The following is a 16,281-nucleotide window of genomic DNA, read 5'->3' on the forward strand; positions in this document are numbered from 1 at the left end:
AATTAAACTAATATGCACTATAGACTTAATTTTTTTTTGAATATTTTAGAATTGTATTAATTTATGAAACTTTCTATTATAATTTATTTTATAAATATAAGGGGATGATTTGGTGGATATCATTGATAAACAGATTATTAAGTTATTAAAAGAAAATTGCAGGATGACTAATTCGGAAATTAGCAAACAAACACATTTATCTATACCAGCAATCTCGGAACGGATCAAGAAACTAGAGGGAAAGGGAATTATAGAGCGTTTTACGGTGAAATTAAATCGAGACAAAATGGGCCAATCTCTTGTAGCTTTTATTTCAGTGACATTAGAGCGAACGGAATACATACCAGCTTTTAGAAAAATCATTGTGCAATCTGAGCATGTATTAGAGTGCCATCACTTAGCCGGTGAATACGATTACTTGTTAAAGGTAGCGGTACAGGGAACGAGAGGATTAGAAGATTTTATATCAAACGTTTTAAAAGGAACTGAGGGCGTTCAAAAAACTAGTACAACGATCGCATTGTCTACGTTAAAAGAAGAAATGTAATATAGTCAGTTTTTCAGCAAGGGGGAAATGATATTAAGCTATTTATTAATAAGAATTTTACAGTTGTTTTGGCGGCAGATTTTTTATCTGTTTCAGGTTTGTGGTTTGGCATATTTGCAAATTTTCAGCTTATGATACTGTTGGGATTGACTGATTTTTACAAAGCGTTAATTCTAGTTGTTGGACCTGTTTTTTTAATTTTGACTAGCCCATATGCAGGGAAAGTCATAGATCGATATCCTGTCAAAAATATAATTACAATCGCTGGATTAGTTCAATTTTCATGTGCTATATTGCAACTATATGCCTTTTACTCAAATTCAGTTTTAATATTAATATTTTCATTGGTCATGCTGAATATTGCAAATGCATTTTATACACCATCTCTTAAAAGCGCTATAGCATTCATTGTACCAAATCAAAAACTATTAGAAGCAAATGCACTGTATATGAACGTGACCACAATCTCTAGAATCTCGATTACTGCTATTTCTGGACTAGCATTATCTTTTTTGCCACTCTTACATATGTATATAGCGGTAATCATCTGTTATTTTATTATGAACTTTTTACGTCTTTATATTCACATTAATGAGTCTATAGATAAAAGAAGTTTTCAAAAGAGCCTGCCATTTAAAGATGTTTTTTTATTGCTTGGAAAGAAGCCTATATTAATTGGATTGATGATGAATGTATCTATGATTTATTTATTTCTAGGCGGTTCTAATTTAGTGATTTTAAAACTCAGTGAGCTTCATGAGAATCATGTGATTCAAGGGTTTCTTTATGGTATTGAAGGTATATTTTTGATGATTGCTGGATTTGTTGTAAAAAAAATTTATGGAAAAAGAAATTTATTGTTAATAAATACGGTTCTTGTTACAGGTACGGGTATTGCTGTATATATCATGCAATTTGGTGTTTACTCTGTTTGGTCAGCTTTTTTAGGATACAGTTTGTTTGGTTTCTTTATGGGTTGCTGGCTGCCATCGTATTCTACGATAAGTCAGTTGATTATTCCCGAGGAAATAAGAGGGAGGTTTTTTGCTTTTCAAGAGATGTGGAATCGTATCACACAACAGCTAGCGTTGTTATATACAGGGTTTATGCTTGAATTTTTTAATCTGTTTTCACATTTACATATGACATCCATAGCGATTATTTCAATCTCTTTAGTCGTTTTAGTGTGGAATTTTAAGCGCGACTTTACCATATCTCTTCATGAGTCTACCTTTAATAAGTGAGGGAATGCATATGGAAATGAATACGTTGTTTTTTGTGAAAGGGATCATTTTAGGGTTTTCCATTGCTGCACCTGTTGGTCCAATTGGACTTCTTTGTATTCAGAGAACTTTAATGAATGGAAGAAAATCAGGTTTTTTCACGGGTTTAGGTGTTGCTACCGCAGATATGATTTACGGATTTGTTGCAGGTTTTGGACTTGCTTTTATTTCTAATTTTTTATTAAATCAAAAATACATTTTACAAACTGTTGGTGGAGTCTTTTTAGTCTATTTGGGGATTAGAATATTTTTAACAAAACCTCACAAAGGGGTTTCATCATCAAATTTTCGAGAACATTCAAGTGTGTTTTCAGACTATATAAGCGCGTTTTTTTTAACACTTTCTAATCCTGTAACTATTTTATCCTTTCTTGCAATCTTTTCTGGTTTAGGGATTGGAAGTATGGAAAACCCAAATTATTTTGTCTCTGTTAGTTTAGTTGTTGGTGTTTTTTTAGGATCAGCTGGTTGGTGGTTTATCTTAACAACTTTAGCCAGTTTGCTTATAAATCGAATGAACAATGCTCATTTGCAATGGGTCAATAGAATGTCCGGTATTTTTATCTTTTCATTTGGTGTGTTCATTATTTATTCTTTAATTACTTCATTAATACAAATTGTTCTTTTGGAATAAACTATTATAGTTTGGTCGTACTTATCATTTTGACAAGCAGATAAAAAAATGATACTTTTTAATAGTCTAAAATTTAATTGTACGCAATTTATTATAATGTAAAAGAAAGGTGAATCACAAAATGAAAAATGAAGAAATTCAATTAGCCTCGAGACCAGAGGGACTGCCAGATGAACATACTTTTAGATTTGTATCAACAGAAATGCCTGCTCCCAAAGAGAATGAAATTTTAGTTAAATCATTATATCTTTCAGTGGATCCCTATATGCGTGGCCGCATGAGAGAAGGCAAATCTTATGCAGCGCCATATTCAATTGACCAAGTTATCACAGGCGGTGTTGTAGGGGAGGTAGTAGAATCAAAATCTTCTAATTTCCAAAAAGGTGATATTGTAACTGGGATGTTGAATTGGGCTCGTTATCAAACGGTTCAAGAAGGAATTGTTCAAAAAGTAAATCCGTCTTTAGCACCGATCTCTACAAATTTAGGTGTCTTAGGGATGCCTGGGGCAACGGCTTACTTTGGTTTAATGGATATAGGTCAGCCAAAAGAAGGTGAGACGGTCGTTGTGTCAGGTGCAGCTGGTGCAGTTGGCATGTTAGTTGGTCAAATTGCTAAAATTCAAGGTGCACGTGTTGTGGGAATCGCAGGCTCTCAGGAGAAAATTGATTATTTGGTTAATGAGTTGAATTTTGATGTTGCGATTAATTATAAAGACGCTGATTTCAAATCAAAGTTAGCGGATGCTTGTTCTAATGGAGTAGATGTGTATTTTGAAAATGTAGGTGGAGAAATATCAGACGAAGTATTCAAACATTTAAATACCCATGCACGTATTCCGGTTTGTGGTGCTATCTCATCTTATAATAATAAAGAACTAGACTTAGGCCCTCGTGTTCAGACTATTTTAATTAAAAATCGAGCATTGATGAAAGGTTTTCTAGTTTCTGATTATGCGAATCGTTTCCCAGAAGGAATTAAACAATTAGCTGCTTGGATTATGGCAGGAAAACTTAAATATGAAGAAACGATTATTGATGGGTTTGAAAATACACCTGAAGCATTTTTAGGATTGTTTAAAGGAACAAATTTAGGGAAATTATTAGTAAAAGTAGCTGATCCAAGTCAGTCTTCTTAAAATAAGTTAAGGTAAAAGGAACAATGGTCTTTACACCATTGTTCCTCTTTTTATAACATAAGAATTTGATCCAGACAGAAAGTCAATTTGTCAGCTAATGAATGACGATCTTTTCGGACGTGTTGATTTTATTAGACCGATGATATTCCAATAAATACTATAAAATAGATGATTCATAATTCGAACTGCAATTCATTATATATGTTCAAAAGAATCTTTTCTTTAAATAGTTGTATTATTTAATACAAGCTGCAAAGTAATCTTCACATCATTCTCCGTATCTAATACCACTGTATGTGGGTTTTCCATACCAAAATCATTAAAAGTTACAATCGTTTCTGCCTTTAATTTCAACTCATCGTTTTCGGGTAAAACTTCTGCTTCAAAAGTTACTTGATTCGTAATCCCTTTTATAGTAAGATCGCCTTTTAGTAGGATGGAATTTGTTTCTCCTGACAACCAGAGGTCAGGAAACTGTTCGATAGATTGAAGTTCAAAAGTGGCTTCAGAGAATTGCTCAGCATCTAAAAATCTAAGTCCTTGCACATGAGAGTCCCTTTGGGAGTTTCCAGAATCTATTGATGTTATCCCTACAGTTGCTTCTGCCTCAACAAGGTTTGGTTCATTTTGGTTGATATTCCATTGCCCACTAACATCACTAAATTGGATATTCACTTCCTCTTTGGAAGTTTTAATGCTTAAGTAAACATTGGAATCCTCCGTTATTTCCCATTCTCCATTTAAATCCAACTCTTCTGATGTGAAGTCTGTATTAGATTGAGCTGCGGGCTGTTCGTCTTGAACCATTGTTTCATTTTCCTCAGTTTCTTCAAAAACATCATTAATCTCAATATGATTTCCGGCATAATAATCGAATGCAAAATATCCTCCTATAATAATTACTAACGCAATTACTGACGATATCAACAACTTATTTTTTTTCATGCATGTAATTCTCCCTTCTATAATAAGTGAGCTATTTTACAAGAAAAATCTTGGACAAACATACATGAAGTATACTAAAGTTTTGTGTCAGTCAGATGTCCAAAGTAAATTTAAAATCTTTGAATCTTGAAATTGAGTTTGTTAAAATGGTGTTAAATATTGTAAAGTTCTATGTTTCTTTTATATTAAGTATACTATCTATTATAATACTGGTAAACATAGGGGAAAAGTAGTAAAAGAAGAGTTTAATTCTAAGAAATTGAAAATATAAATTAAAAACGAAACTTCATACAATCAATCACGTTTAATTATGCATAAGGAGATGAAAGAGATATGAGTGGAACAACAAAAAAGATAGGAAAAGAATTAGTCAGTTGGATAGTTACATTCTTAGTCGCATTTGGTATCGCTTTTTTTATTCAAAGTGAAGTATTAGCTGTAACTGAAGTAAAGCAATCATCGATGGAAAATACTTTATTTGAGGATGAAAGATTAATCGTTGATAAACTTTCAAATCAATTTGATGATCTTGATCGCGGGGACATTGTCATCTTTACTGAAGAAGAAAAGACAGGTGGTTTTTGGAGCAGCAGTATTGGAATTCAATTACAAGATTATATGAATAAGGTGACAGGTAATGATCCGAGAAAAAGGTTGGTTAAGCGAGTCATAGCCACTCCAGGAGACACGATTGATATTAAGGATGGACAAGTGTACATTAATGATGAATTAATAGACGAACCTTACATCGAAAGTGACAAGACGTTTGCGAGAGACTTTGAATTGCCCATTGAAGTACCAGAAGGTTATGTATTTGTAATGGGAGATAATAGAGAGAAAAGCAGAGACAGTCGTGATTTTGGACTTGTAGATATTACAAATGTAGAAGGTAAAGCGATTTTGAAAATGTGGCCTTTGAACGAATTTGGACTTATTGATTAGTCTTTAAAAAGGAGTTATGTTATGGCAAGCTTTGATGATTTTTTTAAGTTGGACATAAGAGTTGGTGAAGTGATACGAGCAGAACTCTTTGAAGAGGCCAGGAAGCCAGCATATAAATTGTGGGTGGATTTTGGAGAAGAGATTGGAATAAAAAAGTCGAGTGCTCAAATTACGGAATGTTATGATATGAATGGATTAGTAGGGAAACAAGTCATGGGTGTGGTTAACTTCCCTCCCAAACAAATTGCTTCTTTTATGTCAGAAGCACTGGTTTTAGGAACATATTCAGATCAAGGGGTTGTACTTATTCAACCAGAGCAAAAAGTGAAAAATGGCGACAAATTAGGTTAAGTCTAAAGTTTTATCAAGCTGCTTTTTCTAAGAAAAAGCAGCTTTTCTAGTCACTTATTTTAATTAAGAGGTATTTTTCCGTGAGGATAGTTTTAAAGAAACATTTTTTTCAACATCTTAAAAATATTTTATTATAGGGAAGTGCAAGGTAGATTATGAGAGAATTGATATTATTTATTTTCATTGGTCTCTTAATTGGATATTGTTTAATTTTTATCCCAGTAATTGGAGTTATAGTTGGATTTGCGATTATTTTTGGTATGTTATTAAAAATCATAGTTCAATTATCTAGAGTTCCTAAATACTCGGACCCAGTAACAAAGAATGAACGAAGAATCTCAAAACTAACCGAATCAGAATATAATAAATTTTACAAGGGTGATAAATAATGGATTGAGGGGCTATTTATTTTGAATTTTACCTTTGGTGAGCTTTAATAATTTATAATCAACGATTTCATCATCTGAATCCACTAAATAAACACCCAAATAAGTATTATTTTTTTTGTAATTTTCAATTAAAATATCATTCCCAGGTGAATAAGGGTGTATAACGTTATCTCCATCTGGGATCTGATTTGAAGCTTCTTTTTTATAATATAAAACTTCTACTACAAGATAGTATCGAGACTCATCAATGTTTACATTGACCTCTGTAGTCCCCTTTTGATCTCCCTTTTTAGCAGTTGGATGAAATGATGGATTTGTGGAAGTATGAGAGTCTTCCTCATTGTCTTGTTCTCTGACAATAATTGTTTTTGTGACTTCTTCAGCTGCGTTCCCGGCATTATCGTTGACATTATAGTGTATTGTATATGTGCCAGTAATATCAGTATCAATAAAGTTTATTGTATGATGATCTTCATTTGTGATTTTCTTATTGATATTGTTGGTTATATCACCATCTACATTATCCAAGGCAGTTGCTCCTTGATCAATATATGAATCCCCTTTTTCAACTATAATCCTTTCATCTCCAATTAATTTGATCTTTGGTGGTGTATTTATAATATACATATAGATATCATAATTAGCATTTCGATCATCAACATACATGATTTTATCTTGATAAAGATGAGGGTTGGTTTGAGTAGATTCATTTGATGTCATTCTGGATTTTTTGCCATTGTTCAAGTCATACATATAGATAGTCCAGTTCCCATTACGTTTATCTTGCCATATAATATGTTCTTTAGAAATAACAGGATTTTTTTGCGAAGAATCCTCATTCGTCAATTGCTTTTTGGTGTTAGTGTTCAAATCATACAAATAAATATCATAATTTCCATTACGTTTGTCTTCCCATACAATATTGTTTTCATAAATTGCAGGATTAGATTGTTTGAATTGATTATTAGTGATTCTTCTTTCTTTGTTTGATAATAAATCGTATAAGTAAATATCATGATTTCCGTTTCGATCATCCCGCCATACTATATTATTTCCATAAATCGCAGGTTGTGTTTGATTATATTGATTATCCGTAATCTGAATTTCTTTTCTTGAATTTATATCATACATATAGATGTCATAGTTTCCGTTACGATAGTCTTGCCAAACCACTTTTTCTTCAAATATAACTGGATGATTCTGTGTTGAATGATGAACTGTAATTTGTTTTTCTTGTTTTGTACTCAAATCGTACAGGTAGATGTCCCAATTTCCATTCCGGAAATCCATCCAAACGATGTTGTTGCCATAAATGTCAGGATTGGATTGATGAGAAGAGTTCTTTGTAATTCTTGTTTCTTTGTCATCTTTCAAATGGTACAAATAAATATCTTGATTTCCATTTCGTTGATCCATCCATACTATAATATCCTCATAAATTGCTGGTGAGGACTGGGATGATTGTTCATCAGTAATCATCACATGTTTTCCTTCTTTACCTATTAAGGGCTCATCATGTTCTGAATAAACTGTAGAAAAAAGTCCCGACCCAATCCCAATATTTATAACAATACATAAAAATAAAATTCTCAGCTTTTTCATATTTCTCCTCCATTTAAAAGTATTACTTTCTATCCATATTCATTTAAAATTAGAAAGATGAAATTTACTTTATTTTGGAGGAGAAAGTGAAGAGAAGTATTTTTTCCAAGTGTGCTTTACCTAACCAATTTAGTGGCTTGAGTCCGTTTTAGCATACTAAAAACGAAATCCAAAAAAATAAAACTTTTTCTCTATCTCTTTAACAATGTCTGCTCCTGAATAACCTCCAGGAACATTAATACGATTTAAAAGAAAAAAATCATCATTAGCATTATTTATTCCATTTCGAACGGTTAATGTTAGTTGATAACCTACTTCCTTAGCGATTTCTTCAGTGGCTTCATTAAAGGAACCAAATGGATAAGCAAATGAAATCACTTCATTCCCTAAGTTCTTTTCAATTTCTTCTTTTGCAAGTAATAAATCCTGCCTTATGCGCTGAATGTACTGTGCTTCGGTTTCATGCTCATGAATAGGATATGTAAGTAATGGTTTATTCTCAATGGTTTCTTTGGAATGAGAATTATAGGAGTGGCTTTGAATATCAATCAGTCCAGACTCGTACATCTCTTTTGCTTGTTCCCATGAAAAATGTTCAATTACACCTGGGGTTTCACCCATTTGATCAACTACTACATAGAAAGTAGCCTTCATATTTAATTCTTTTAAAATAGGATATGCATATTCATAATTGCTGCTATATCCATCATCCATCGTAATCAATACAGGTTTATCAGGAAGAGGGAGGTTATTGTTAGTATAATTAATCAGTTCACTTACTAATATTGTTGTATACCCTTGGTCCTTCAAATATTTCATTTGCTGTTCAAAATCATCAGGTTTTACACTAGTGCTGGATGATTGGTCTGAGAAATGATGATACATTAAAACGGGTAATTTTTCATTTGTATTTACATAATATATTTTTTCATTTGTTACTCCCCACATCAAAACAATACTTATAAATATCAATAATAAAATGAAAATTTGTTTTAACTGAATATATTTATGTATATTTTTTTTAATTGTTGTGTTTTGGTTTACTAGTTGTTTAGGTTCTAGAATTTAAATGCACCTCACTTGATTGAAGATAAAATAGACTTCCCAAGAACATGTAACCAATATAATAAACGCAGTACGGGCGGAAAAGTTTCTATAAATGTTACAAAATGTATTTATTATGACGATTTATTGAAAGATGACTATTTACACAAAATGACTAAATCGGTATAATAGTATAGAAAGGTAAACATCATATGTTTTACATGTATAAATTTTAAACAAAGAATTACCCAATTAGGAGGGGAGAATATTGAATCTTATTGTATGTCTGAAACAAACCTTTGACACGGAAGAAAAAGTAAACATCGAAAATGGGAAGGTAAGTGAAGATGGAGCAAAATTCATCATTAATCCCTATGATGAATATGCCCTGGAAGAGGCAATACGTTTAAAGGAACGATTCGGCGGAGAGGTGACAGCGGTTACAATAGGGACTGATCAAGCCGAAAGTGCTTTACGAACAGCTTTAGCTATGGGTGCTGATAAAGCTGTTTTAGTGAATGACGAGCGACTATTCGGAGATGAATTCACAACTTCCAAAGTATTAGCAGCCGTCGTGAAGGATAAAGACTATGACTTGATTTTGAGTGGTTATATGTCTGTGGATAATGGTGGAGGGCAGAGTGGCTTACGCTTGGCTGAAGAGCTGGATATCCCTCATGTTAATGCAATTACTAAACTAGAGGTACAGGACAATCAGGTTGTTGTAGAGCGTGATGTGGAAGGTGATATTGAAGTGATTGAATCCAATCTTCCAATTTTAATTACAGCTCAGCAAGGATTGAATGAACCTAGGTACCCTTCTTTACCAGGGATCATGAAAGCCAAAAGGAAACCGATTGAAGAATTAAAAGCAGAGGATTTAGCTGTTGATCTTGATCAAATTGGGTCAAAAACAAAAATCATAGATCAGGTACTTCCGCCAAAAAGGCAAGAGGGTAGAATTTTACAGGGAGAAATAAACGAACAAGTAAACGAGCTCGTACAATTGTTACAAGGTGAGGTGAACTTCAATGGGTAGAGATGTGATTGTTTTTGCAGAAGTGAAAAATGAAAGCTTGAGAAATGTTTCCTTTGAGGTGTTAAGTGCAGCCAAACGAATTCATGACGGTGGTAAAATCACAGCAGTATTATTTGGTGATCAACCCGACTCTTTTGCAGATCAACTTACTTCATATGGTGCAGACGAGGTTTTGTCTGTGAATCATGAACAGCTAGAGAGCTATACGACAGATGCCTACACCCAAGCTTTTATTTCTATTATAGAAGATAAGAATCCAGAAGTGATCTTAATGCCGCATACAGCATCTTGTAAAGACTTTGCTCCTCGTTTAGCAGCTCACTTAAGCTGTGGTCTTATTACAGATTGTACAGACGTAAATATTGAAAGCGGAAACATCGTATTTACTCGTCCAATCTATGCAGGTAAAGCATTTCAAAAAAGGGAGGTTATAGAAGGTAAGATTTTTGCAACTATACGTCCAAACAATATCCCAAGTAGAGACATTGACAACAGCCGTACAACGAAAATAGAAGAAATGAAAGTTGATATCAAAGATATTCGAACGGTTGTGAAAGAGGTTGTTCAAAAAGCGTCAGATGGTGTTGATTTGTCTGAGGCGAAAATTATTGTTTCTGGAGGCAGAGGAGTTAAAACTGCTGAAGGGTTTGAGCCGTTAAAAGAATTAGCTGATGTTTTAGGAGCAGCAGTTGGTGCTTCAAGAGGTGCATGTGATGCTGAGTATTGCGATTACTCCTTGCAAATTGGTCAGACAGGAAAAGTTGTAACACCAGATTTGTATATCGCATGTGGAATTTCCGGCGCCATTCAACATTTAGCAGGAATGTCTAATTCAAAGATTATTGTTGCAATTAATAAAGATCCTGAAGCGCCAATCTTCGATATTGCTGATTTTGGTATTGTTGGGGATCTATTTGAAGTCGTACCGATGTTAACAGAGCAGTTTAAGCAGATTATAAATAAACAAGCTTCATAACAATTTTTTGAGGTGGTTTTAATGTCTAATGCTCCATGGATAAATAATTATCCGGAAGGAATCGAACCACAGCTTGAGTATCCATCACAATTAATATCAGATTTTTTAAAAAATTCACATGAACAATTTCCTACTCATAATGCCATTTACTTCTTTGGAGAAAAGATTACCTATGACGAACTCATTAAACAAGCGTATAAATTTGCTAACCTGCTTAAAGATATGGGTGTTAAAAAAGGCGATCGAGTAGCGATTATGCTTCCAAATATTCCTCAATATGTGTACTGCTATTATGGGATTTTATTCATGGGAGGCATAGTAGTTCAAACGAATCCGTTGTATGTCGAAAGAGAATTGGAACATCATTTAAAAGACTCGGGAGCTAAAACGATTGTTGCACTTGATTTAGTATACTCTCGAGTGAAAGCTGTTAAAGAAAAAGTCCAGCTAGAAAATATATTTGTTACTCGTATACAAGATCACTTACCCTTTATAAAAAAATTACTTTATCCTCTAGTGCAAAAAGTGAAAAAGGGGCCTTATGTAAATTTAAATCCTGAAAAAGAGCAAGTTTTATCATTAAAAAAAGAATTGGAAAAAGCGTCAGATGCACCTGTGGAAAGCCCGAGCAAATCTGATGAGGTTGCTGTTTTACAATACACTGGAGGAACTACAGGTGTTTCTAAGGGTGTCATGCTGACACACATGAACCTTGTGGCTAATACTATTCAGTGTCAAGCATGGATTAAAGTGAGAAAAGGTACAGGAAGTGTATTGGCAGTTGTTCCTCTTTTTCACGTCTATGGAATGACCACTTGTATGAACTTTAGTGTCGCATCAGGGGCAGTTGTTAATTTAATCCCTAAGTTTGATGTGGATTCATTATTAAAATTAATAGAATCACAAAAGCCTACTATTTTTCCTGGTGCTCCAACATTGTATCAAGGGATTATCAACCATCCTAAAGTCAATCAAACAGACCTTTCTTCAATAGAGTGCTGCATCAGTGGTTCTGCTCCTTTGCCGGTATCCACTCAACAAAAATTTGAAGAATTGACTAAAGGGAATTTGGTAGAAGGGTATGGGCTTTCAGAGGCTTCACCAGTAGTTATCGCCAATCCAGTTTGGGGATATCGTATTGACGGCAGTGTCGGCATTCCATGGCCTAATACAGACAGTAAGATAGTTAACGAGCTTGGGGAAGAGGTTCCTCCTCATGAAATTGGAGAAATTATTGTGAAAGGTCCACAAGTGATGAAGGGGTATTGGAATCAGCCTGAGGAAACCGCGGCTGTCCTAAAGGATGGTTGGTTATACACAGGTGATATGGGTTATATGGATACCAAAGGATACTTTTATATTGTGGATCGTAAGAAAGATATGATTATCGCAAGCGGTTACAATGTATACCCGAGAGAGGTTGAAGAGGTTTTATATAAACATCCGGGAGTGAAAGAAGCTATCGTTCTGGGTGTGCCAGATCAATATCGCGGTGAAAATGTGAAGGCTTACATTGTTCGTAAAAAAGATTCAAATGTAACAGAAGAAGCGTTGAACCAATTTTGCCGTTCTAATTTAGCTTCATATAAAGTGCCAAGAATATATGAGTTTCGTAATGAACTCCCTAAATCGATGGTTGGAAAAATATTAAGAAGAGTTTTGGCAGAGGAACACGCTGCCACACTCGAAGAATAGAGGTAGGAGGTAAAGTATGGAAAAACAAATTCGTAAAGCAGCAGTGTTGGGATCAGGAGTTATGGGTGCATCCATTGCTGCTCATTTAGCAAACGTAGGCATTGAAACTTTGCTTTTGGATCGAGTGATTGAAGGTGAAAAGGATCCAAATGGATTAGCTAAAGCTGCAAAAAAGAATCTTCTAAAAGCGAAACCAAGTCCGATCTATACGAAACGATCCTTAGAGAAAATTCAAGTTGGTAATTTTGATGATGATCTTCACCGTCTTTCTGAAGTGGATTGGGTTATCGAAGTTGTTATAGAGAATTTAGATATTAAGAAACAATTACTAAAAAAAGTGGAGCAGCATTGGACGCCTGGCACGGTCGTCAGTTCCAATACTTCCGGAATATCTATACAGCAAATCTCTGAGGAACTATCGGAGCCTTTGCAAGCGCATTTTTTAGGCACTCATTTCTTTAATCCACCTAGATATATGAAATTGCTAGAGTTGATTCCAACAGAAGCAACAGATCCAAAAATAGTGCAAAAGATGGCAAAATTTTGTGATCGGAAATTAGGGAAAGGGATTGTTGTAGCGAAGGATACACCGAATTTTATTGCAAACCGAATCGGAACTTATGGATTACTGGTAACGTTGCATGAGATGGAGAAGTTTGGTTTGTCAGTAGCGGACGTGGATCAATTAACGGGGCCACTAACTGGTAGACCTAAGAGTGCAACATTTAGAACTTTAGATTTAGTTGGACTTGATACGTTTGTTTTTGTAGCTGGTAATGTATATCAAAATGTACCTGATGGTCCAGAAAAAGAAATATTTAAAGTGCCTGAATTGCTTACAGAAATGGTTGAAAATGGACAGCTTGGGGAAAAGACTAAAAAAGGTTTTTACCAGATGAAACGTACTGAAACTGGAAAAGAAATATTACAATTTGATATTGGGAGCAAAAGTTATGTTCCTAAGGCAAAAACAAAATTTGCCTCAGTGGAAGCCGCTAAAAATGCTAAAGGATTAAAAGCGAAGCTTAAAACGATGATTGCATCCGATGATGCGGCAGGTAAGTTTGTATGGGAAATCATGAAAAAAAGCTGGTTGTATTCAGCGAGCAAAATACCAGAAATTGCAGATGACATTTCAGCGATTGATAATGCAATGAGATGGGGCTTTAATTGGGACCTTGGGCCTTTTGAAGCTTGGGATGCAGTAGGGTTGGAATCTACAGTTTCTCGAATGAAAGAAGAGGGAGAACAGATTCCAGCATGGATTGAAAAAATGCTTGCTGAAGGTAAAACATCTTTTTACCAGAAGGAAGAAGATAAAACATTCTTTGTTCAAATTGATGGTGCTTTAAGTGAAAAAGAAACACCAAAGGAAATCATTGACTTAGAATATTTGAAGGAGAAGAATGGTGTCATAAAAAAGAATGCTGGTGCTAGCTTGATTGATATCGGGGATGATATTGCATTATTGCAATTCCACTCGCCAAACAGCACTGTAGGTCCAGACGTATTACAAATGTTCCATTTATCCTTTGAGGAAGTCAGAAAAAATTATCGCGGTCTTGTGATTGGACACCAAGAAAAGCACTTTTGTGTAGGTGCCAATTTAATGATGATGCTTATGGAAGCACAGGATGAAAACTGGTTTGAAATTGAGCAGATGATCTCTTCCTATCATCAAGTAGCGATGAATATGAAATACTTTGAAAAACCAATTGTATCTGCTCCATTCAACATGTGTTTAGGTGGAGGGGTAGAACTTGTAATTCCTGCTCCACATGTTCAAGCATCTGCTGAAACCTATATGGGATTAGTAGAAGTAGGGGTTGGTTTGATCCCTGCAGGTGGCGGCACGAAAGAAATGTTATATAGAAATACGGTGCCAATGGATATTAATAAAACAATCGATCTGCAGCCATTTGTCAATCGAGTATTTGAGAATATTGGTCAGGCGAAAGTATCTACTAGTGCAGTAGAAGCTAGAGAACTCGGATATTTAAGAGATTCGGATCGTATTACAGTAAATTCAGATTATTTAATCCATGATGCAAAACAAGCTGTACTAGGCATGTCAATTGCAGGATATGAAGCACCTGAAGCTAAAAAAATCCGAGTTGTTGGAGAACCAGGTTTAGCTACATTAAAAATGGGATTATATCACATGAAGTCTTCAGGTTATATCAGTGATCATGATGAATTGATCGGTACTAGACTAGCTAACATTTTAACGGGTGGAAATATTGCAGCCAATACACTTGTTGACGAACAATACATTTTAGATTTAGAAAAAGAAGCCTTCTTAAGTCTTTTAGGTGAGCTAAAAAGCCAAGCAAGAATGCAACATATGTTGTTAAAAAGAAAACCGTTAAGAAATTAAGTTGGAAAAATGTCTTACTTTGAGAGGAGTAATAATATGAAAGAAGCTGTCATTGTTTCAGCAGTAAGAACTCCAATGGGTAAAGCTCATAGAGGTTCTCTTGCAAATACACGTGCAGAAGATTTAGGAGGTCTTGTCGTTGAGGAGGTTGTTAAACGAACCCCCGGATTGTCTGCCGAAGAAATAGAAGATGTCATTATTGGATGTGCGATGCCTGAAGGGGAGCAAGGTTTAAATATGGGACGTATTGTCGCATTGAGAGCAGGTTTGCCGGATGAGGTTCCAGGGTTAACAATCAATCGTTTTTGTTCATCAGGTTTACAATCCATTGCTTTTGCCGCGGAACGAATTATGAGTGGATTCTCAGATGTGATTGTTGCAGGTGGTGTTGAAAGTATGAGTCATGTACCAATGTCAGGGTTCAAGCCACAGCCGAATCCTTATTTGGTAGATCATCGTCCAGAAGTTTATATCTCTATGGGGAATACTGCAGAGAATGTTGCAAAGGAATACGAAATCTCTCGTGAAAAACAAGATGCCTTTGCTGCAAGCAGCCATCAGAAAGCGGCGACTGCAATAGAGTCTGGAAAATTCAAAGAAGAAATTGTTCCAGTTCCTGTAAAGCAGATGATTATAAATGATTCAGGTAAAAGAGAAGAAGTATCCTTCATGTTTGATACAGATGAGGGTGTTCGTCCGAGCACAAGTCCAGAAGTGCTTTCTAAATTAAGACCAGCATTTTTGCAGGGAGGATCTGTTACAGCAGGAAATGCATCTCAAATGAATGATGGTGCATCTGCCGTAGTCGTAATGTCTCGTGAAAAGGCAGATCAATTAGGATTAAAACCTTTAGCTATATTCCGAAGCTTTGCTGTTGGAGGAGTAGTGCCAGAGGTTATGGGTATAGGACCAGTAGTTGCAATTCCAAAAGCACTAGAGCTTGCGGGTGTAACTTTAGATCAAATTGATTTGTTTGAAATTAATGAAGCTTTTGCAGCTCAATGTGTTGCTGTCATGGAGAAGTTGCAAATTGATCCTGAAAAAGTAAATGTGAATGGCGGTGCGATTGCACTTGGTCATCCATTAGGATGTACTGGAGCAAAATTAACGACTACTTTGCTGCATGAGGCGAAACGTAGAAACAGCAAATTTGGTGTCGTTAGTATGTGTATTGGCGGTGGCATGGGAGCCGCTGGAGTATTTGAATTTGTTTAAAATTTAGTACTATGAAGTCGAAATGATTAATATACAATTACCAACACGTCTGTAGATTCGTTTTGAAGAAGTTCTTCCCCGCAAAAGTAAAAGTGCAAGTTAAA

15 protein-coding genes are annotated in these 16,281 nt (G+C 34.9%); 12 read left to right on the plus strand and 3 right to left on the minus strand.

Annotated features, from left to right (window positions below):
* Window positions 1–112: 112 nt before the first annotated feature.
* From Q5Y73_RS02265 to Q5Y73_RS02280, 4 genes are all read left to right on the plus strand, one after another.
* A complete protein-coding gene (locus tag Q5Y73_RS02265; protein WP_305990219.1) occupies window positions 113–547 on the plus strand; it encodes an Lrp/AsnC family transcriptional regulator in 435 nt (144 codons plus the stop codon).
* Between the two features lie 68 nt (window positions 548–615).
* A complete protein-coding gene (locus tag Q5Y73_RS02270) occupies window positions 616–1,791 on the plus strand; it encodes an MFS transporter (protein ID WP_371320127.1) in 1,176 nt (391 codons plus the stop codon).
* 10 nt (window positions 1,792–1,801) lie between these two features.
* The gene (locus Q5Y73_RS02275; protein ID WP_305990220.1) at window positions 1,802–2,464 is read left to right on the plus strand and encodes a LysE family translocator; all 663 of its coding nucleotides are present in this window, start codon (window positions 1,802–1,804) and stop codon (window positions 2,462–2,464) included.
* A 121-nt stretch (window positions 2,465–2,585) separates the two neighbouring features.
* A complete protein-coding gene (locus tag Q5Y73_RS02280) occupies window positions 2,586–3,602 on the plus strand; it encodes an NADP-dependent oxidoreductase (RefSeq protein ID WP_305990221.1) in 1,017 nt (338 codons plus the stop codon).
* Window positions 3,603–3,824: 222 nt separating this feature from the next.
* Here Q5Y73_RS02280 and Q5Y73_RS02285 read toward each other — a convergent pair whose 3' ends face one another.
* Complete coding sequence (locus tag Q5Y73_RS02285) at window positions 3,825–4,547, minus strand: YceI family protein (protein ID WP_305990222.1); 723 nt, start codon at window positions 4,545–4,547, stop codon at window positions 3,825–3,827.
* Window positions 4,548–4,880: 333 nt separating this feature from the next.
* On the opposite strand from Q5Y73_RS02285, the gene lepB reads away from it, so the two are divergent.
* From lepB to Q5Y73_RS02300, 3 genes are all read left to right on the plus strand, one after another.
* Window positions 4,881–5,489 (plus strand): signal peptidase I, encoded by a 609-nt coding sequence (lepB, locus tag Q5Y73_RS02290; RefSeq protein WP_305990223.1) that lies wholly within the window; start codon window positions 4,881–4,883, stop codon window positions 5,487–5,489.
* A gap of 21 nt (window positions 5,490–5,510) precedes the next feature.
* Window positions 5,511–5,840 carry a tRNA-binding protein gene (locus tag Q5Y73_RS02295; RefSeq protein ID WP_305990224.1) on the plus strand — a complete coding sequence of 110 codons (330 nt, stop codon included), beginning with the start codon at window positions 5,511–5,513 and terminating at the stop codon, window positions 5,838–5,840.
* A 155-nt stretch (window positions 5,841–5,995) separates the two neighbouring features.
* Complete coding sequence (locus Q5Y73_RS02300) at window positions 5,996–6,229, plus strand: hypothetical protein (protein WP_305990225.1); 234 nt, start codon at window positions 5,996–5,998, stop codon at window positions 6,227–6,229.
* A 12-nt stretch (window positions 6,230–6,241) separates the two neighbouring features.
* On the opposite strand, the gene Q5Y73_RS02305 is transcribed toward Q5Y73_RS02300, so the two are convergent.
* Both Q5Y73_RS02305 and Q5Y73_RS02310 read right to left on the minus strand, forming a co-directional pair.
* Window positions 6,242–7,831 carry an immunoglobulin-like domain-containing protein gene (locus tag Q5Y73_RS02305; protein ID WP_305990226.1) on the minus strand — a complete coding sequence of 530 codons (1,590 nt, stop codon included), beginning with the start codon at window positions 7,829–7,831 and terminating at the stop codon, window positions 6,242–6,244.
* Window positions 7,832–7,987: 156 nt separating this feature from the next.
* Complete coding sequence (locus Q5Y73_RS02310; RefSeq protein ID WP_305990227.1) at window positions 7,988–8,779, minus strand: polysaccharide deacetylase family protein; 792 nt, start codon at window positions 8,777–8,779, stop codon at window positions 7,988–7,990.
* 364 nt (window positions 8,780–9,143) lie between these two features.
* Here Q5Y73_RS02310 and Q5Y73_RS02315 point away from each other — a divergent pair, with 364 nt between their 5' ends.
* The 5 genes from Q5Y73_RS02315 to Q5Y73_RS02335 are packed head-to-tail and all read left to right on the plus strand — an operon-like array spanning window position 9,144 to window position 16,177.
* On the plus strand, window positions 9,144–9,914 hold the full coding sequence (locus Q5Y73_RS02315; protein WP_305990228.1) for an electron transfer flavoprotein subunit beta/FixA family protein: 771 nt from the start codon (window positions 9,144–9,146) through the stop codon (window positions 9,912–9,914).
* Window positions 9,907–10,890 (plus strand): electron transfer flavoprotein subunit alpha/FixB family protein, encoded by a 984-nt coding sequence (locus tag Q5Y73_RS02320; protein ID WP_305990229.1) that lies wholly within the window; start codon window positions 9,907–9,909, stop codon window positions 10,888–10,890. Before Q5Y73_RS02315 ends, Q5Y73_RS02320 begins: the two co-directional genes overlap by 8 nt.
* A gap of 21 nt (window positions 10,891–10,911) precedes the next feature.
* Window positions 10,912–12,585 (plus strand): long-chain-fatty-acid--CoA ligase, encoded by a 1,674-nt coding sequence (locus Q5Y73_RS02325; protein WP_305990230.1) that lies wholly within the window; start codon window positions 10,912–10,914, stop codon window positions 12,583–12,585.
* A gap of 16 nt (window positions 12,586–12,601) precedes the next feature.
* Complete coding sequence (locus Q5Y73_RS02330; protein WP_305990231.1) at window positions 12,602–14,962, plus strand: 3-hydroxyacyl-CoA dehydrogenase/enoyl-CoA hydratase family protein; 2,361 nt, start codon at window positions 12,602–12,604, stop codon at window positions 14,960–14,962.
* A 36-nt stretch (window positions 14,963–14,998) separates the two neighbouring features.
* Window positions 14,999–16,177 (plus strand): acetyl-CoA C-acyltransferase, encoded by a 1,179-nt coding sequence (locus Q5Y73_RS02335; protein WP_305990232.1) that lies wholly within the window; start codon window positions 14,999–15,001, stop codon window positions 16,175–16,177.
* The last annotated feature ends 104 nt before the right edge of the window (window positions 16,178–16,281 follow it).

This window comes from Chengkuizengella axinellae (genome assembly GCF_030730905.1).
Lineage (GTDB): Bacteria > Bacillota > Bacilli > Paenibacillales > KCTC-33759 > Chengkuizengella > Chengkuizengella axinellae.